An 18,886-nucleotide genomic window follows, 5' to 3' on the forward strand; every position below is an offset into this window, starting at 1 on the left:
AGCAAGCTTTGCTTGCAAATAAGTCTAATACGCGTCGCGTTTTATGCCAAAACACAATTGGAGTTACATGCAAAATAGATCCCAGTGTCAGCTACTCGGATGACAAAAAAAGGAGCACTGGGATGACACCATTTGTTGTATTGAACAAAGTTCGTACTTAGCTTCATGTTAGCTATAAACATTAAGAAATTTACCAAGCGAAAAAAAAGGCAAAAGAAGCCCCAGCTAATATCTATTTTAGAACATTGGCGTTTTTTAAGTCTTAAACACTGCAATTTAGCTGCTTTTAAATGCAACTCACCTTAGTTTAAATGTTTAAGAAATTTACTAAGCAGAAAAAAAGGCAAAAGAAACCCCGTGTTAGCTAGTTGTCACTCCCTAATCCTGCAAATTGGCGTACTATACTGTCTTAAACGACTTATAAGCGCGTTTCAGCTTGTGTAGGTAAAAACCTAGAAATATTGTGAAGACATAAGGTGCACATAGTGCAAAAAATTAAAAATAAGACGCCAACTACGTTGTTTTCTTGCTGTTTAATCTGCACAGATGAAGATAACTGAATACCTTCAGTTTCATGATAAGGGGGCTGGCGGAGTTTGTCAAGTAAGTTTTTTCGTTTCTAACGGTTGTTGCCAAAAACTATGCAAGAAGTCTATTGACAGGTGATTAAATTATAATGTAGCCTATCGCCGTATATCCGGGGGTGGGTTGTTGTGAGGCTTTTTCACTTTTTATTCTTGTTAATGTGTTTTTCTCTGTATTACTATGCGGGTTTTATATTTTCGCCCTGCCCAAAAGCTACGGTTTGCTTTTCACCTGGAGAAGATTGTGCTGTACCGATAATCAACGTAATAGATCAGTCTAAAAAATCTATCTTAGTTCAAGAATATACATTTACTCTTGGAACAGTTGCAAAATCTTTGATTAATGCTAAAGAACGCGGTGTTGATGTTAAAGTCATCTTAGATAAATCGCAACTCTACTCAAAATATAGTGTTATAAATGAATTATTTTCAGGTGGAGTACCAATTTGGATCGATGATAAGCCAAAGATTGCTCATAATAAGATAATGATTGCTGACAATCAAAAAGTCATCACAGGGTCATTTAACCTTAGTAAGACAGCTAAAAAAGGAAATGCTGAAAATTTATTAATTATTACAGATTATCCTGAATTGATTCAGCAGTATGTGAAAAACTGGGAGGCACGAATGTCACAATCTTACAAATACGCTCCCAACTAATCGAGAGCGCTTGCTCAAAATCAGTTTTAAAAACAGCAAGGGAGAGCTTTTTTGATTGATTGGCATAATGATTATGATATAATGAACTAAAAATTTAAGGAATAAAGTAATGGATTATATAAATGATGCTGCCGGTAGCTACACTGCTATTCATGATTTTTTTCAAAACAACGGTGTTGGAGATTACAAAGTTCAATCCAATTATGGTGGGGTGCCGTATGCTACTGATGAGTACGTGCATTCTGGCGATAAATTTTGGAGTAATAATTTCATAGACTCACATTTTGGCAGGGAAATAAAAATGTATCCTCAAAGTGAACTTTTAGCTAAAGAATATGCTGGAAATACGTTGCCAGTTTCAATATCACTAGATAAGGATTTAATAAAAATGAAGGAATGTCAGAAAAAAACGAAATTTGTGGAACTAGAAAGGGAGTCAGGTGATTTAGTGCATGATAAGCAAAAGTATGTAAAGTGTTACACAACAAAGCTATCATATGATGATGTACATATTTACAATAACGATAAAGTTTCAACATTTAGCATAAAATACGGCGTGCCAAATGATCCGAAATACAGTTTAAATATAACATTTACAAAGGTTAATGATAATAAACCAGGATTTTGGCAGAAATTTAAAAATATGTTTTAACGTGACCATTCACTGGTTTTTACTCAATCAACCAACAACAGTTAATATCAAATTTTTATAATTAAAAAATATGCTATTTTTTAAAACTTTCATTCTCATTGACTCTGTCAACTTCACAAAACAACTCTTGGACCAAATGTATCTGGCATAACACCTTTTGGTAACTTGCTATTTCTTTTTTTCCGCATCTCCGACAACAGCCATTGATATTCCACTACATAAGGCTTGATTTTTGGTAAATCAACTTTTTTATGAATAATACTATGCTTCTCCTTAAATTGACCATTTACCCTAAACGCTATTAGCTTCCTTAAAATTTACATTAATGCCTATTTTGCCTAAACTGAAGCGTCTTTTCCAATTTTTTCTAGCATCAACTCAGCAGCTTTTTGTTCAGCAATCTTTTTACTAGAAGCGCATGCAGAAACTTTACCATAATCTTCTATGCAAACTGATATAGTAAATTCAGGATTGTGCGCTGGTCCAGTTTGTTTTACAAGCTCATACTCTGGTAAAGGCAATTTGTTTTTCTGAGTCCACTCTTGCAGTGAGGTTTTAGGATCTTGAGGGGGGTCAAGCATGCCTTTAGCTAGCTTTTCCCAATATTGGATAATAAATTTTTCAACATTTTCAAGCCCGCCATCAATATAAATTGCACCTATTAGTGCTTCAAGCGAGTTTTCTAAATTTTTTAAGTTACATCTCCCTCCATTGCAGCGTTCACTATTATTCATGATGATAAAGCTGCCTAATTTTATTTCTTTAGCAACATTAGCAATGGTGTTGCCACAAACTAAATCCGTCTTTCTTTTTGCCAATGCTCCTTCTTTTTCTTCAGGAAATAGTTTAAACAGTGTGGCAGATACAACCATATTCAAAACACTATCGCCCAAAAACTCTAGTCTTTCGTAGCTTACAATCTGGTTTTTGCTATTCCTTTTATTTACGCTTGGGTGAGTTAGTGCCTCTTCTAATATTGCATAATTTGTAAATTTATAATCAATGATCTTAGATATTGCATCATTCAAACTCTTCATACCCATTATTTAAAAGAAAAGCACTTTCTACCACCTTTATACCAGAGAATTAGTTTTATTTTATTAAAATAATACCACCAACTTTCAAAATTAATGTATACAACCCACCACCTCATTAATGTTACTAAATCCATCTCTCCTTATTAGTTCTGCAAGTTCTAGATTAATTTTGTTTACAACTTGAGGTCCGTGGTATATGAGAGCAGTGTACAACTGCACCAAAGAAGCTCCTGCCTTTATTTTTTTATATGCATCAGCACCACTTGAGATTCCTCCGCACCCTATCAATAATATTTTGCCCTTAGTAAATTTGTACATATCGCCCAATAACTCGGTTGAAAGTTTAAACAGCGGTTTGCCACTCAACCCACCACTCTCATTATGGTGAGAATGCAGATTATCTCTACTTACCGTAGTGTTGCTTACTGTTAATCCGTCAATCTTATATTCCAACGCAAGCTCAGCGATATTTTCTTTCGTTTGCTGATCTACATCTGGTGAGATTTTTAATATTATTGGTATGGATTTAGAATTATCAATTGATTTTCGGGTTAGAGTTACGGATTTCAACAATTCCGATAATTCTTGCTTATTGTGCAGATTGCGTAAATTAGGCGTGTTTGGGGATGAGATGTTCAGCACTATATAATTGCTCTTTCCATATACTATCTTTATTAAGTCAACATAATCGCTGATTTGGTCCTTTGATGTACTGTTTTTTCCTATGTTGATGCCAAAAATGCAGTCATCAAGCTTGGTTTCACCTATTTGTTTAAGAAAATAGTCTATTCCTTTATTGTTAAATCCCAATCTGTTAATTACCCCTTGATCTTTAATTAACCGAAAAATTCTTGGCTTTTTGTTTCCATATTGTGGATTACGAGTTACAGTACCAGTTTCAATAAACCCAAAACCAAATGAGAGCATAGGCCTTATAACTTCTGCATTCTTGTCAAAACCTGCAGCCAGACCTACGGGGCTTCTGAGCTTATTACCAAAAAAATTCACACTCAAAGATTCTGGTAGCTCTATAGGATTCTTATAAGGCATTTTCTTTAATGCCATAATTGCCAAAGAGTGAGCAACTTCGGGCGGTAGTAAAAATAGTAAATTACGTTTGTAAAACACTTTGCTTATTTTTAGTTTATTTTTTACCATGAAACGCTATAAGAGTATAACCATAACTTGAAAAGAAATTGATTTTACTATGGACAAGCTTTCTCTATAGGTTACACACTTAAAGCTACTGTTAACTTTTACAAGATATAGAGAATGAAAGAGGCCGGGACCGGAATTGAACCGGTATAAAAGGATTTGCAGTCCTCCGCATAAGCCATTCTGCCACCCAGCCGTTTTTTATGTGTAGATATCCATTATATCTTTTAGCATAGATAAAGCCTCCTCCCTTTTGCGTTGAAAAGTGTTACGTCCAATGATTGAACCATTACCGCCACCCTGCTTAATTTCTTTCGCTTCATTGTATATGTTATCTACTTCCTTCGATTCACCACCAGAAAAAACTACTATTCTTTTCCCTGCAAAACAAGACCTTTTAACATATTCAATTCTTTTAGATAATGATTCAATATTTTCTGTTTCTATTTTCTCCCTTTCCAAATATTTAGTTGGAAGTTTTACTTTTATTATATTAGCGCCAAGCAAAGCTGCCATGTGCGCAGCATAGGCAATAACATCAACTGCTGTTTCACCTTCTTTGGAAATCCCTTCACCGCGTGGATAAGACCATAGCACTACTGCAAGTCCATAAGATTTGGCTTCAGCTATGATTCCACGGGCTTCCTCCATCATATCGAAACACTTAGCAGAACCAGGATATATAGTAAATCCGACAGCTAAGCATCCCAAACGCAGCGCATCTTTCACAGAAGAGGTTATTGCCTGATCAGAGGTTAGATCCTTTGAATGTAAAGAGTTGGAACTATTAAGTTTCAAAATAAGTGGGAGCATTCCAGCATAAGTTGCAGCACCAGCTTCAATCATACCAAGTGGAGCAGCATATGCACTTACTCCCGAATCAACCGCAAGCTGAAAATGATAATGTGGGTCATAAGCATCAGGGTTAACTTCAAAACTTTTAATTGGACCATGCTCAAATCCTTGATCTACTGGCAGAATCACTAACTTGCCAGTGCCGCCAAGCTTTCCATGCATGAGAATACGAGTAAGATTTGCTTTTACCCCAGGGTTTTCACTTTCGTAGTAGCTTAGGACTTGTTTTACTTTATCACTTATCACTATAATTCAAATTGAATTTAAGTTGTAGATTGTAACAAAGATGAAGTTCAATACAAGGATTTTAAACTATATCAAAAGCAATTTTATTTTCTACTTTATTCATATAGATTCTTAATTTCTTTCCTTTTATTAATTTACGATTCAGTATTTCTTCCGCTAAGTAACTTTTTATCTCTTTTTCAATAAGTCTCTCTATCGGACGTGCTCCCATTTCCTTACTATAACCTGTTTGTGCAAGATAAGATTTCACTTCATCTTCTACCAAGCAGTTTATGCCTTTTTGCGTCAGCTGCTTTTTCAGTTCCTGAATAAATTTATCTACAATATGCAGAATTATATCCGCATTTAAGTCAGAAAAAGAAATAATCGCATCAAGACGATTACGAAATTCAGGGCTAAAAACCTGTTCTATCGCTTTTTCACTATCACCAGTGTTAAATTTTTTATGCCCAAAGCCAACAAAACTTTTGCTGCGTTCAGCTGCTCCTGCATTAGTTGTCATAATTAAGATTATATTGGAAAAGTTAACTTTACGTCCGTAAGTGTCTGTAACGCAACCATAATCCATAATTTGTAGCAATATATTATAGATATCGCTATGAGCCTTTTCAATTTCATCAAGCAGCACAACACTATATTGATTATTAGATACAGACTCTGTGAGTAATCCACCCTGATCATAACCTACATATCCAGGAGGAGAACCAATCATCCTTGATATCGTATGAGACTCAATATATTCGGACATATCAAAGCGTATAAGATTCATGCCCATGCTTTCTGCTAATTGTTTTGCTAGCTCGGTTTTACCAACACCGGTTGGCCCTGCAAAAAGATAATTTGCTAAAGGCTTATTGTAATTTCTCAACCCAGATTTAGCAATTTTAATAGAATTAACAAGAGATTCTATTGCCTGCTCTTGGCCAAAAATCACCTTCTCTAGATTAGCTTTTAAAGACTTTACTTTCTGCAAATCATCAGATTCAGATCCGCAAGGCACATTTGTAATTCTAGTAATGGTATTCTTAATATCTCTACTATTTACAATTTTACCCCTGTTTCTTAGCAATTTACAATATGCCCCTGCCTCATCAATAACATCAACCGCTTTATCAGGTAATATTCGCCCAGTAATATACTTATGCGAAAGTTCAGCCGCAGACCTAATGGCATTCTTTGTATAATATACTCCATGATACCCTTCATAGTAGTGCTTTATACCATCTAGTATCTTTATCGTTTCGTTAACAGAAGATTCCTTAACATTAATTTTTTGAAACCTCCTCGCTAATGCTTTATCTTTTTCAAAACTATTGCTGTATTCTCTATATGTAGTTGCACCTATACAACGCAGTGTACCTCTTGCAAGCGCAGGTTTGAGTAGGTTACCTGCATCAAGAAAGCTACCACTTGTAGAACCTGCTCCAATGATAGTGTGTATTTCGTCAATAAAAAGGATAGCACCTGGTTTTGCCTCAATCGCTTTTATTATAGATTTTATTCTCTCTTCAAAATCACCTCTATAGCGTGTCCCTGCAAGGAGTGACCCTAAATCCAAAGCATAAATTATACTGGACCTGAGCGCACTTGGAACACTGTTTTCAATGATTTTGAGTACCAAACCCTCAACTATTGTGGTTTTGCCAACACCTGGATCTCCAACATATAAAGGGTTGTTTTTTCTACGCCTCAATAATATTTCTATAGTGCGATTTAATTCATAATCACGACCAATAACATAATCTATTTTTTTGCTTCTTGCATAGTCATTTAAATTTTTACAATAACTTTGTAGAATTTCCTCATCTTTTAGTAGCTCACCTTTATTTACTGTAGTAGGAGCATCATTATTTTTATCAAGTTTTACTTTATGATTAGTGGTGTATTCATCTATATCGTTAGAGTATTTCATGTTAGATATGTGGTAAATCAAATTGGAATCTTTCGCACTTTGTTTCTGCAATAGATCTTCAACGTATAAATCTTGCCCAGACAAAATTTCTACTAGAACACTTGCTCCATTTATTTCTTTTTTCCCCAAGCTATGAGCCCGTATTATTGCTCTGTGTATTATGCATTGAAACATTGAGCTAGGTTTAACTCCACTGATAATCAATTCAGAACTGCTTTGTAAAAACCCTTTTATATTATTATTATAATCATTAGCCTTAATATTGCATCTTGATAGAATGTTATCCATACTGATGATTTCATCGGCTCTGATATTACATCTTGATAAAACGTAATTTACATCCACGTCTTTAGTTAACGCCAGCAATAAATGTTCTACTTTCGCATATTTAAGATTAAAATTAGAAGCAATGAATAGTGCTCTATTCAAACTTGCCTCTAAGTTTTTGGAAATCATCTCCTATTCTCTTTAAAAGTGGGAACTCATATATAATGAATAGCACACAATTATTAAAAAAATTGAAATCCAGCAGTTCGCTGTAGCCAATTTGAATCCCACTCTGGATCTACGTCATAGCACCGCAATATCTCAGCATAGATTCCGCTAATGAGTAGCGGAATGACAAGTTTTACGCTTATCAAATTGTAGGTAAATCCTATTTAATACGCTTTTTCTAGTACTCTGCTTTTCTTCTTAAATGCATTGATCTTTTTTCTACCGTATTTAGTCTTTAACGTACTTGGCCTTTTAAAGACCTTTTTGCTGTTACGTTTTTTAAATTGCACACTACAATCAAAATTTAGCTCTCCTTCTTTGTCTGCCAGTGCAGGCAGTCTTCTCTTATCTTGAGGTGTAACAAAAGATAGCGCATACCCTTCAGCTCCAGCGCGTGCAGTTCTACCTATACGATGAATATAGTCAGCTTGCGATTGTGGTGCATCATAATTGATAACATGTTGAATGTGGGGAATATCAAGGCCGCGAGAAGCAACATCTGTTGCAACCATGATTTGATTACGGCCACGACGAAAAGAATTAATGACCCTTTCGCGCTTGTGCTGCCTTAAATCACCATGAATTGCTAAAGCGCTATAGTCATCTTTGTGCAATCTGTTAGCTAGCTGATCCGCTCCTCGCTTTGTTTTGACAAAGATAATGATTGATCCTTCGCGCTGACATAGTTGTGTAACAAGCTTTTCATATTTTTCTGATTCTGATGCATAAACAATTTCTTGCTTAATTTTTACAGAAGTTGTAACCTCACAATCAACAGAAATACGTTCTGGTCGATTAAGGTACTTCTCAGCAAGTTTTACTATATCTCCAGGAAGAGTTGCAGAAAACATAAGAGTTTGCCTTATTTTAGGCAAATGCTTCATAATTTCTTCAATCTGAACTCCAAAGCCCATATCAAACATACGATCCGTTTCATCAAGCACAAGAACGCTAACATTGCGAGTAATCAAAGTTTTACGCTCAATATGGTCTATAATACGACCAGGAGTACCTATTACAATTTGTGGTTTTTTCTGAAGCTGATTTAGCTGCCTAAAAATAGGCTCACCACCAATCAACAAAGCGACCCTTAGTGCAGAATTTTGAGATAAGAGTTTTCTTATCTCATTTGTTACCTGATGCGCAAGCTCTCTGGTTGGCACGATGACTAAAGCTGAACCAGTGTTAGGCTCATTCAGCAACTTAGCAACCAACGGAATAGCAAATGCTAAAGTTTTTCCAGTCCCCGTTTGAGCAGATCCGAGAATATCTTTACCTTGTAGCGCTAAGGGAATCGCTTGTATTTGAATCGGAGCTGGGACGAAAAGATTATTTTTATCTAGAGCTTGTCTAAGCGAAGCTGGGAGACCCATCTCATGAAAATTATTCACAATACGTTAATCCTGTTAAAAGACTTCATAATAGATTAATCTTCCAATCTTAAATTTATTGCAGATTTTTTATCTTCTCCGTTTCTACCGCGCTCCTCTTTAACCTCATAACTCACCCTTTCTCCTTTTATTCCCTTCTCTTTATTCTCTCCTTTAAGTGCCTCAGGTCTTATTCCCGAACGTTCCAATGTGCTAATATGTACAAAAACGTCACCCCCTTTACCTTCTGGCTTGATGAAACCATAGCCTTTTTCGGCATTAAACCATTTTACATTACCAAATTCCATTTAAACAACTCCTAAATTATTAACTAACATTACTAATGTGATGAAAAACTTTGAAATTACGATTGAGAATGCTTTAAGCTTAGCTATTGAAACTAAACCTTTATACTCCATAGTCTATTCTTAACATTACATGACAATAATACACAATTGTTGTACTTGATGCAAATAAATTTTTTAATCGTTAAGCGAACCTGCAACCGTCATTTCGCTAACTTTAATCGTTGGTGAATTAAATTGCCCACAAAAAGTTAGATCATCTGCAACGACTAAATTGCTAAACATATCCTTCAAATTGCTAGCAATGGTAATCTCATGTATTGGATACGTTATTTTTCCATTTTCTATAAAAAATCCGGAAGCGCCTTGGCTGTAATCGCCATTGATTAAATTGACACCAAAACCAAATAAATCAGTTACATATATTCCCTCTTTCACTTCCTGAATTAATTCTTCAAACGATACATCACCATTCTCAATGTAGAGGTTACTAGCTGCAGGAATAACTGCAGCATTACTTGCACGAGTTGCACTTCCGGTTGTTTCTGAGTCTAATTTTCTAGCCGAGTATAAGTCTAAAATCCAATTTTGTAATATTCCGTTTTTTACAAATATATTTTTCTTGCTAGTTATCCCTTCTCCATCAAATGGTCTCGATGCTATGCCTCTTGGCAACAATGGATCATCGATAATATTAATTCTATCGTTGAAAATCTGAGCGTTTAAACTACCCCTCAAGAAAGAACTGTTGCTTATAATACTGCTCCCATTTATAGCAGAAGCAAAACTTTTTACTAGCCCTTTTGCTGCTCTTTTTTCAAAAATAACTGGAAATTTACCAGTTTTCATTGTACGTGAATTCAATTGATCAACTGCTCTTTTTGCTGCTTCTTTTCCCATTAACTCTGGCAACTTTAAATCACTAAAATTACATGCTATATCATAATCGTAACCAACCTTCATTTCACTTTCTCTTCCAGCAACAACAGAGACCTGATTAGCAAAGGTTGATTTACTAAACGAGCCAATAAAACCAGAAACAGTCGATAATACTGTATTCACTAAAGCGTATGAAGAAGAGGCTCCTTCAGAATTAGTGATACTCTTATGTGCAAGGGCTGAATTTTCTGCAGCTTCAGCAATTTCTTTTAGGTTATCAACGGTTACAACATTATTATCTGAGATACTTAAATCTGCAGAAGAGATATAATTACTACCATTTACAGCAAAATTAATGCAAGGATCTTCTGGCGCATTCTTTGCCATTTCTACCACTTGGCTTACTGTATCACTCAGATTATTCAAATCGTTTGTAGAAATATACGCAGCTTTGTTTTTACCTGCTATAGCTCTGATTCCTACAGTGCAATTTTTAGATTGTGATATTTGCTCAATTTTTGATAGACGCTGAGAAACTGAAGTCTTATTAGTTTCATATATTGTAACTTCCGCATCTTGATTTTGCTTTTTTATTAGTTTAGTAATATCTGCTGCAATATTTAATATATTCATTTTCTATTCCTTAGATTTCTATAAAGATTCTGCACCACCTATAACTTCAATTAAATCAGTCGTAATCGCTGCTTGACGAGAACGATTATAAAGCAATGCTAATTTGTTCAGTATCTCTTTAGTGTTTCTGTTTGCTGATTCCATAGCAACCATTCTAGCACTATTCTCACTCGTTGCACTTTCAAGTAAAGCAGAGTAAAGAGCAATTACAACGTAATCTTGAACCAAAGATTTTAAAATAAATTCAATATTTTGTGGTTCATACTCATAGCCGTAATCTGTTGTTGGAACAGCCAGAGAGCTATCAATCAAGGATGAGTCTTTACTCCATGGTTTTATTGTTTCCAACATTGGTTTTTGCGTGAAGGTATTATAGAATTTACTATAAAAAACTTTAACTTTATCGTATTTACTTAAATCTATACCATCAACCAAAGCTTCTACGTGCTTTAACGTGATTCCCTTACTATTTTCAATTTTTAAGATACTTTTAGAGTCAAATCTATTTTTACCTACATCAAAAGCTTTTTTACCAAGAAATACAATATCTACTTTTTTGCCATTTGCGATTGACTTATTTACACGCTCTTGACTAAATTTGACAATAGAAGAGTTAAAGTTGCCGCACAAGCCACGATCAGACGCAATAATGAATACTAGGTAAGAACCGTCGTTACTGACATTTAGAATTTTTGCCAGTAATTCTTGATCAACTGATAGCATTAATGAAAAAATAATGTTATGCAGCTTAGATACATATAATTTTGAATTTAATAACTTCTTTTGGCTTTGTAACAACTTTGCTGCAGAAACCATTTGCATTATTTTCGTGGTTTTCTGTACAGACCTAATATTCTTAATTCTTAAGGATAATTCCTTTAAGCTCTTCATTTTGTATACAACCCTGATTTATTAAAATATATAACTGTTAGTGTCTAAAAGCAAGTTTTTTTGACATTAAAACCAAGTCTAGCTAAGAAACTTGCAGGTTTATTGTTTGGAGATAAGGATTATATTAAGAAAGTGCTCTAACTTCAGCAATATCAATGTGAAAGTAGCCTAATGGTAATTTCTACACTTTGTGGAATTTTATAATATATAATAAACACAATTAAAACTATTACAACTTGAACACTTATGATCCCATTGTTCTAGTTCCCTGTTACAATTTTTACATTTCCAGCCTGGATCAGGCAAAGCTTCTGAGCCCATCTTGTTTAGCCAATAAATTACCTTGTCGTGTTCTTGCAATGTAACCTTGAGTTGTATTACAATAAAGTAGATTGACATGTAATTAGCTTTTTTCATAGCAGTATCTAAATATTGACTTGCAAGATCATATTTACCTGAACTCATTGAGGACAAAGCAAGTAAACAGTAACTAAAATAATAATCAGGGCGTAAGTTGTATAGTCTTTCAGCACCTTTACTATTTAAATTGATGTACATTTTAGCTGACTGAGGAGTAGGATTTACTGTATACTCTGCCTCTAGCACTGCAGAAGCTTTTCTGATTTTTCCAAGTTTAATATATAATTCTGCCTTTAAATAATTGATGGGCTGAAAAATTGCACTATAACGTTGTGCTCTAAATAAAGACTTTATAGCCTCCTTAAAATTTCCTTTACTTTCATATTGCTTTGCTAAAGCGCAATAAAACACTGCAAACATTTCTTTATGATCAAAGGGGAGAAAAATATTGGACTTAACTGCTTCCTTCAACCTCAAAATTGCATTAATCCAATCTTCTTTCAATATGCAATGCTCTATTTGAAAGGGAATAGATAGCATTTTATCGTTAATTGAACTAGAGCAATATTCTATAAATTTTTGAAAGACTACTTTTTCTTGTTTGAGGTGGACAATCAGCTTATTGGCTAGAAGTAGAGCTAAGTTACGATTTTTATTTGCAATATTTGTTAAACCGTTACTGAAAAAGCTGTAATTTCCCGTCTTACCTGAGTTAAAGAGCTTTATTAAAGACAACCTATCGCTCTCCTCACTCAGACTTTTAACTAGCTTTTGGGCATTCTCTATATTGTCTAAGTCTATGCTAAAGAAAGCTTCAAAGAGAAGCAATTCTTCCCTATCCCTTCTTCTATTTCTTATGTTGGCAAATGTTGATGAAATGGAGGAAAAAAAGCGTACAAGTGTAATTAATAAAAATAATAAAACTACACAAGTAAAAATAATGAAATATAGATCAATACTTATAGTGTAATTGCCTAATTCCAATTTTATTACTTCACCACTTACCTTGACCCATATACCAAATAAAAACGAAAAAGCGAAAATTATAAAATAAATCATGAGATATATTGTAATAAGTGATGATATATTGTTGAAATATTCTTAGAAGCTACAATAAAACCATTCAATTTATTCAGCCATAGCTTGAATTCTGAATGCGTTAAATTGCTTACTGTAACAGTTATATTTTGCCAATCATTATCATTTATTGACTCCTCAATTTCTGCGAATTTTACTCTTAATGGATCATTTCGGTCGTCTACCTTTATCCAGTTTGAAATGATTTTTTTAGACAATGTACTTTTGTTGTAATCGATAGTATCAATAGTTTTTTCAAAAGATAACTTCAATTCGTGTAAGGTATTTATCTCTTTCAAATTTTCTAATTCATCTACTGCATTTTCTATCTCTGGATCGTCAAGCTCTGATATCAAAGGCTTTATTGAATTTATATGGTTATCAAATTTTGCTTCTCGCAATAACGAATTCTTCATTTTAACCACAAGTAATAGCAATTTTGCAAGGTTCTTACATCTTGAGTTATTATCACCTTGCTCACATTGAGTATGCTGACTTCTCTTGAGGTCAAATATCTTTTTTTCTATTCTAGATTGATTAACTTCAAGCAACATTCTAAATTCATCCATGTTTTCCGTTAAAGCTTTCACATTGTTTTCACTCTCTTGCTGATTTATTTTTAAAAAGATTATGTTATTTATTGTGATGTAACCGGTAAATAACAATACAATTAAGAACCAACCTATGTACTTTTGCTGAGTATCATTCATAACGTAGTATCTCCGCAGGATCTTGTGCAGCTGCCTGCAACGCAGGAGCAATTGTCGCTAAAAATGATAAGAGTAACGCAAGTGCAGAAATATTTACTACGTCTTGGGGTACTAATATCACTGGCAAACTTGAAAAAAAGTATATCATAGGATCAAACAGCTTGACGTTAGTAATGTTTTCTAAAAACACTCTAATGCTTTCGATATTGAGAGAAAAAACGACACCTATAATACAGCCAAGACAAGTTCCCGTAAAACCGATTAATAGACCACAAGCGCAAAATATACGCATAATGCTTCCACTTGTTGCACCAAATGTACGCATAATTGCAATCGCGGATTTCTTTTCTTGCACTATCATCATTAAATTTGAGATAATATTAAACGCTGCTACAACTATAATCAAAGTGAGAATTAAAAACATCACATTTCTTTCAGTTTTTAAAGCACTAAAATAATGGCTTTGCTGTGATTGCCAACTTTCAGCTTCCATTCCTATTTCTTTTTCTATAGCATCTGCCAGCTTATCAGCTCTAGTAACGTCGTCTACAAGTACTTCTATATTTTTTATGCTATTTTTATAATTAAAAAAGGCTTGTGCTGATTTTAGAGGCATATATATCAAGGTATTATCATACTCAAACATACCCATATCAAATATTGCTATAACTTTATATTTTTTCATTCGCGGCATTTCACCAAGTAATGCATCAAATTCTTCAGATGATATAAACGTAATTTCGTCGCCATAGTCAATGTTCAAAACTTCTGCTAAGCGTGCTCCTATTATTATCCCTTCATCAAATTTTTTTACATCACCTATAATTACATTATTTGTAACGGCAGTACTATCAAGCAAATCTTTAGTTGACACACCTCGCACTACGCTACCTGCAATTTTACCATTTGCTACAATAATAACTTGATCATTGGTCATAGGAGTAGCTTTTAATATACCAGGAATTCTCTCAATAGATTTTGAAACTGCGTAGTAATCTGAATTTATGTTCCTATCAAAATAAACGTTAATATGGCCATCAATGCCAAGTATTGAGTCAAGCAACTTTGCTCTGAATCCGTTCATCACAGACATCACCACTATTAGTGTTGCAACTCCAAGGGCAATGCCGATAATAGAGAACAAAGTCATTATAGAGCAAAATCTGGCATTTCTTGCTCGCAAATAGCAAGCAGCCATAGTAATTTCAAAGGCAATGGACATTACAAAATATTTTGAGGTTAGACATTATATTTTTGAAACTTCGTATAATTGTAGACTTTTCTTTATTTAAAAACTAGAGATTTTTGCTTCCTTAAATTTAGCAGACTTATAGAGTATCTTTAACATTAGAATTTCAAAATCTTCCATATACATCATCCAACCTCACTATATCATTATCAGATAAATGCTCTCCTATCTGAAATTCAACTATTTCAAGTGGAGAGCTTGTGCTTTTATAACATAGAAAAAATCAAGAATATTATTGGGTTTATTCAATAAGTTATAATTCTTTCCTTCCATAATTTTCAAATTGTACAACTAGTTGCTTTACATTTACATCTGTGAGAAGAGCATTTTTGCTAACATGAGGTCTCGGATCAGATTTTGCTGATAAGGGATTCATCTGAGATATTTCATCCCTCATTGGAAATAAGCGAGATTGGGAAGCAACTTTTGGTGATGGCCTAGTTTTTTTCTCCACATCTATATTCACTTGTGCAACAGGAGGGGTCCTGCTTTCAATAGTTTGCGCATTAGGACTTTCTTTTGCTTGATTTTGTTTGAATTTTTTTCTTATCTCTTGTACTTTAATATCGATATTATAATTAATTTCTTTTTCCATAGAAGATACTACCATTTCTAGCTTTGTGCTTGATTTTTGATCAGTATGACCTAACTTTTTAAGTTTTAGTGGTAATTCAGGTTTATCTTTAGTTGATTTAGGAACAGTTCCTACTACTTTTGGTTTTTGTCTAACTTCTTGACCAGCAGTAAACATTTTTTTTGGCAATGGGGGTGCTATTGATGGTTTTGGCAATATTGGAGGTTTAGATTGTTGTTTTTGTTTAAGTTCTCTTTTTGCTTCCATATGTTCTTTAGGAACTGTTACATAAATTAGCTCTTCTCTAGGCGATTTTGAACTTTGTGAATTTTCTGTTAAAATTTTACTCTTCTTCTCTTGATAATTTGATATCTCTTTGTATCCAGGCTTTTCATCTAATGAATTTCCATGGCCTGAATCATTATAATTAACTTCTACTTGTCTATCTTCTTTTAGAAAACTGCGTTCTGGCTTTTCTGGAGCTATTGCAATATTTCCTCTTTCAACTTGCTCCAAACCTGAAATTTTACGATAAGCCTCTAGATATTCAAAGATTGTCATTGAAGTAGGAGGAGGTAATTTATCAATAAAACTACTTATATTCTTAACTGGAACATTTCTTCCCGAGATTCTATTCAATATTTCCTTTAATATCTTAAGACCTGATGGCTTTCCATTCATCGATTTTACATAATCAATTGAGTCACTACGTATAACAAACTTAGCTACATCTTCTGCCTTATCTGTAAAACGCTTTAATGCCTGAGATAAATCCCTTACCGTTTTATTATAATGTCTAATAGTTACTAACTCATCTCTTGCTTTTATAGCTTCTTTAAGGAAACCGAGATTTTCTCTATAATTGTCACTTTTAAATGGATCCTTCATATTAATTACAACTCATTATTTATTAAAATATGGGTATAGGTTTAAAATATTAAGATTTAGTAAATATTATTTTTTACATAAAGCAGCTATACCCATATTATAAATTGCCAACAAATGCATTTATGGCGTTACCATATTCTTCCATATACATCATCCAATCTCACTATATCATTATCAGATAAATGCTCTCCTATCTGAAATTCAACTATTTCAAGTGGAAAGCTTGTGCTTCTATTTTCAATCCTATGGGAAACTTCCCTTGGGATTTCTATCATATGGTCCTTTGCTATAGCATATTCTTTGTCTTCTAAACTAACATATCCAACTCCTGATAGCACTATATGGTATTCATCTCTATAGTGATGGAATTGCTTAGAAGTGCAGCTTAATGGATTGATAAAAAGATATTTTATAAGAAAATTTTCGCTCATTAAAATTATACTACAAAATCCCCATGGTTTAACTTCTTTCCTTATCACCTTTACTTTCTTAACTTTATGAATAAATGAAATTAGACTTTTGTTTGGTTGCTTACAAGCTCCACTCAATAAATTTTTATTACTTTCTGTCGTTGAAACTGGTTCTTTTTCTCTAATCACATGCTGAAATGATGCCGGTTCTTTACTAAACTTCTCACTCAATTCTAAAACTGAATTCCAAGTTCCAACATCCAACCAATCGAAATTAGCTTCTATCATTGCAACGTTTTTTGCTTTCTCCATCACCAAGTAATCAATGGATATGCCTTCAATTCCTGCAAAATCTCGTTGTTTTAAATACAGAAATCTCTCTTGCGGTGTGAAATATTTAAAACATAAATTGTAAAGATTCGGGGCAGATTTTTTAATCTCATCTATGTAGCGTTTTGCTTTAAGAGGTTGTCCGGAAACTAGTAAATTCAAGCATATTCCCTCTTTAACATAACCCTACTCATAGCTAGGTATATGAAATTCTCAGTGGATGTTGTGAGTAAATCATACTCCTTCGATAGCCTTCTATTCCTATTAACCCAAGCAAAAGTCCTTTCTACAACCCATCTTCTTGGCTGTACTTTAAACCCTTGTTCTCTTGTTGGTAGTAGCTCAGGTGGCGTATCTTTGTGCACCCAAAATCTACATGGAGGCCTTTTAACAATTTCAATATCTATGTCATATTCTTCCTTTATGTGATTCTTTAAATTTCTTCCTTGGTATCCCATGTCAGCCCACATTTTTTTAACTTTAGTATATTTTGTTCTCATATTGTTTAATGCTATTTTAATACCATCTCTATCATTTTCGTTAGCAGCGCCTACGTAACAACCTAGTATAAAACCCTGAGTGTCTGTAATTATATGCCTTTTTCTACCCTTTACTTTTTTACTTCCATCATAGCCTTTGATCCCCCCTTTTCTGTAGTCTTTACAGATTGACTATCTACTATACAGGCACTCGGCTGCTCATTCCTTCCTATTTTTCTTCTACTATATTTTGTAATTTCATAATTCATTTTCTCAAAAATTCCCTGCTTCTTCCATTGCCTGAACTGCTCATACACAGTCTTCCATAGCGGAAAATCATTTGGTAAATACCGCCATTGACACCCTGTACGCAATACATAGAAAATTGCTTCTAATATTTCTCTTTTGCTATACTTTGGCGGCCTTCCTCCTTTCTTGTATGATACTCTGAAGTGTTTTTCTATTCTTGCCCATTCCCTTTCGCTTAGATCTGTTGGATACTTTTTTCTCATCTTTACCCCGTACTAAAATTTCAGATATTATAGCCTTTTACTTGTTTCCGGACAACCTCTGAAGATTTCCAGATCTGGAAAAACTATTTGATTGTATTTATCTTGTCTAACGTTCGTTGCAAAATAATACATGCGGAGATTTTATCATCTATTTTTTTCGATTTTGTGATTGATATTCCAGTAATTTTTAGTGTATGAGTTGCGATAGATGTTGAGAAGCTTTCGTCTTGTAAGTATATATTTACTTTATATTTTTTTATTATTTTATTTGCGAATTGGATTATAGTTTTACACCATTTAGTTTCTTGCTCGTCCATTTTTAATGGTAGTCCTATTACCATTGATCCAGATTCATTTTCTTTGAATATTCTATGCAGATAACCTAAATCTTTGCTCATATTTTTTCTGTGATATATGCTATGAGCTGTGGCTATGAGCTGTGTTTTATCGCTAAATGCTATGCCTATTTGCTTTTCTCCCATGTCAAGGCACATTATGCGCTTATCTTTTGGAATAGACTTTAGAAACTCATCTGGATTTCTATGTAGCATCTATTAGACTTCCTTTAAAGTGACCTTACCAAAAAAGTGGAGAGAAAGTTAAGAAAATTTTTTACAAAAAGA

At 33.8% G+C, this 18,886-nt stretch carries 16 protein-coding genes, 1 tRNA gene and 1 pseudogene; 2 read left to right on the forward strand and 16 right to left on the reverse strand.

Going from position 1 to position 18,886, the window contains the following annotated elements; all coding sequences use genetic code 11:
* The first annotated feature begins 713 nt into the window (after positions 1 to 713).
* The gene (locus ACQH2O_RS02285) at positions 714 to 1,244 is read left to right on the forward strand and encodes a phospholipase D family protein (protein ID WP_010963125.1); all 531 of its coding nucleotides are present in this window, start codon (positions 714 to 716) and stop codon (positions 1,242 to 1,244) included.
* Between the two features lie 109 nt (positions 1,245 to 1,353).
* The gene (locus ACQH2O_RS02290; RefSeq protein WP_425385264.1) at positions 1,354 to 1,896 is read left to right on the forward strand and encodes a hypothetical protein; all 543 of its coding nucleotides are present in this window, start codon (positions 1,354 to 1,356) and stop codon (positions 1,894 to 1,896) included.
* A 338-nt stretch (positions 1,897 to 2,234) separates the two neighbouring features.
* Here the strand turns inward: ACQH2O_RS02290 and rnc are convergent, their stop codons facing one another.
* The 16 genes and pseudogenes from rnc to ruvX form a co-directional block, all read right to left on the reverse strand.
* The gene (gene rnc / locus ACQH2O_RS02295) at positions 2,235 to 2,933 is read right to left on the reverse strand and encodes a ribonuclease III (RefSeq protein ID WP_006279914.1); all 699 of its coding nucleotides are present in this window, start codon (positions 2,931 to 2,933) and stop codon (positions 2,235 to 2,237) included.
* A 90-nt stretch (positions 2,934 to 3,023) separates the two neighbouring features.
* Entirely contained in the window at positions 3,024 to 4,091 is a 1,068-nt protein-coding gene (locus tag ACQH2O_RS02300; protein WP_010082053.1) for a quinone-dependent dihydroorotate dehydrogenase, read from the reverse strand.
* Between the two features lie 121 nt (positions 4,092 to 4,212).
* Positions 4,213 to 4,284: transfer RNA gene (locus tag ACQH2O_RS02305), tRNA-Cys, on the reverse strand.
* Between the two features lie 5 nt (positions 4,285 to 4,289).
* Positions 4,290 to 5,186 carry a class I fructose-bisphosphate aldolase gene (locus tag ACQH2O_RS02310; protein WP_038228077.1) on the reverse strand — a complete coding sequence of 299 codons (897 nt, stop codon included), beginning with the start codon at positions 5,184 to 5,186 and terminating at the stop codon, positions 4,290 to 4,292.
* A 64-nt stretch (positions 5,187 to 5,250) separates the two neighbouring features.
* The gene (locus ACQH2O_RS02315) at positions 5,251 to 7,557 is read right to left on the reverse strand and encodes an AAA family ATPase (protein ID WP_070357007.1); all 2,307 of its coding nucleotides are present in this window, start codon (positions 7,555 to 7,557) and stop codon (positions 5,251 to 5,253) included.
* A 203-nt stretch (positions 7,558 to 7,760) separates the two neighbouring features.
* A complete protein-coding gene (locus ACQH2O_RS02320; RefSeq protein WP_425385265.1) occupies positions 7,761 to 8,987 on the reverse strand; it encodes a DEAD/DEAH box helicase in 1,227 nt (408 codons plus the stop codon).
* A gap of 35 nt (positions 8,988 to 9,022) precedes the next feature.
* A complete protein-coding gene (locus ACQH2O_RS02325; protein ID WP_006279919.1) occupies positions 9,023 to 9,274 on the reverse strand; it encodes a cold-shock protein in 252 nt (83 codons plus the stop codon).
* A gap of 174 nt (positions 9,275 to 9,448) precedes the next feature.
* Complete coding sequence (locus tag ACQH2O_RS02330; RefSeq protein WP_010081974.1) at positions 9,449 to 10,783, reverse strand: TldD/PmbA family protein; 1,335 nt, start codon at positions 10,781 to 10,783, stop codon at positions 9,449 to 9,451.
* 18 nt (positions 10,784 to 10,801) lie between these two features.
* Entirely contained in the window at positions 10,802 to 11,674 is an 873-nt protein-coding gene (gene atpG / locus ACQH2O_RS02335; RefSeq protein WP_425385266.1) for an ATP synthase F1 subunit gamma, read from the reverse strand.
* Positions 11,675 to 11,872: 198 nt separating this feature from the next.
* Complete coding sequence (locus ACQH2O_RS02340) at positions 11,873 to 13,093, reverse strand: hypothetical protein (RefSeq protein WP_007548692.1); 1,221 nt, start codon at positions 13,091 to 13,093, stop codon at positions 11,873 to 11,875.
* Complete coding sequence (locus ACQH2O_RS02345; protein WP_038199598.1) at positions 13,090 to 13,821, reverse strand: hypothetical protein; 732 nt, start codon at positions 13,819 to 13,821, stop codon at positions 13,090 to 13,092. The genes ACQH2O_RS02340 and ACQH2O_RS02345 overlap by 4 nt, the downstream gene beginning before the upstream one ends.
* Positions 13,814 to 15,043: a lipoprotein-releasing ABC transporter permease subunit gene (locus ACQH2O_RS02350; protein WP_070357005.1), complete on the reverse strand. Its 1,230-nt coding sequence runs from the start codon at positions 15,041 to 15,043 to the stop codon at positions 13,814 to 13,816. The genes ACQH2O_RS02345 and ACQH2O_RS02350 overlap by 8 nt, the downstream gene beginning before the upstream one ends.
* Positions 15,044 to 15,323: 280 nt before the next feature.
* Positions 15,324 to 16,532: a hypothetical protein gene (locus tag ACQH2O_RS02355; RefSeq protein WP_070357004.1), complete on the reverse strand. Its 1,209-nt coding sequence runs from the start codon at positions 16,530 to 16,532 to the stop codon at positions 15,324 to 15,326.
* A 128-nt stretch (positions 16,533 to 16,660) separates the two neighbouring features.
* Positions 16,661 to 17,404, reverse strand: a pseudogene (locus tag ACQH2O_RS02360) (cupin domain-containing protein); the annotation flags it as partial.
* A gap of 26 nt (positions 17,405 to 17,430) precedes the next feature.
* Positions 17,431 to 18,263 (reverse strand): IS5-like element ISWpi1 family transposase gene (locus ACQH2O_RS02365; protein WP_094189578.1). Its coding sequence is split into 2 segments (ribosomal slippage): positions 17,431 to 17,894 and positions 17,894 to 18,263, totalling 834 coding nucleotides; the frame shifts between segments, so codons are not numbered across the junction.
* 83 nt (positions 18,264 to 18,346) lie between these two features.
* Positions 18,347 to 18,814: a Holliday junction resolvase RuvX gene (ruvX, locus tag ACQH2O_RS02370; RefSeq protein ID WP_010082183.1), complete on the reverse strand. Its 468-nt coding sequence runs from the start codon at positions 18,812 to 18,814 to the stop codon at positions 18,347 to 18,349.
* Positions 18,815 to 18,886: the final 72 nt, after the last annotated feature.

The sequence above is a fragment of the Wolbachia endosymbiont (group B) of Schoenobius gigantella genome (assembly GCF_964031005.1).
GTDB lineage: Bacteria > Pseudomonadota > Alphaproteobacteria > Rickettsiales > Anaplasmataceae > Wolbachia > Wolbachia pipientis.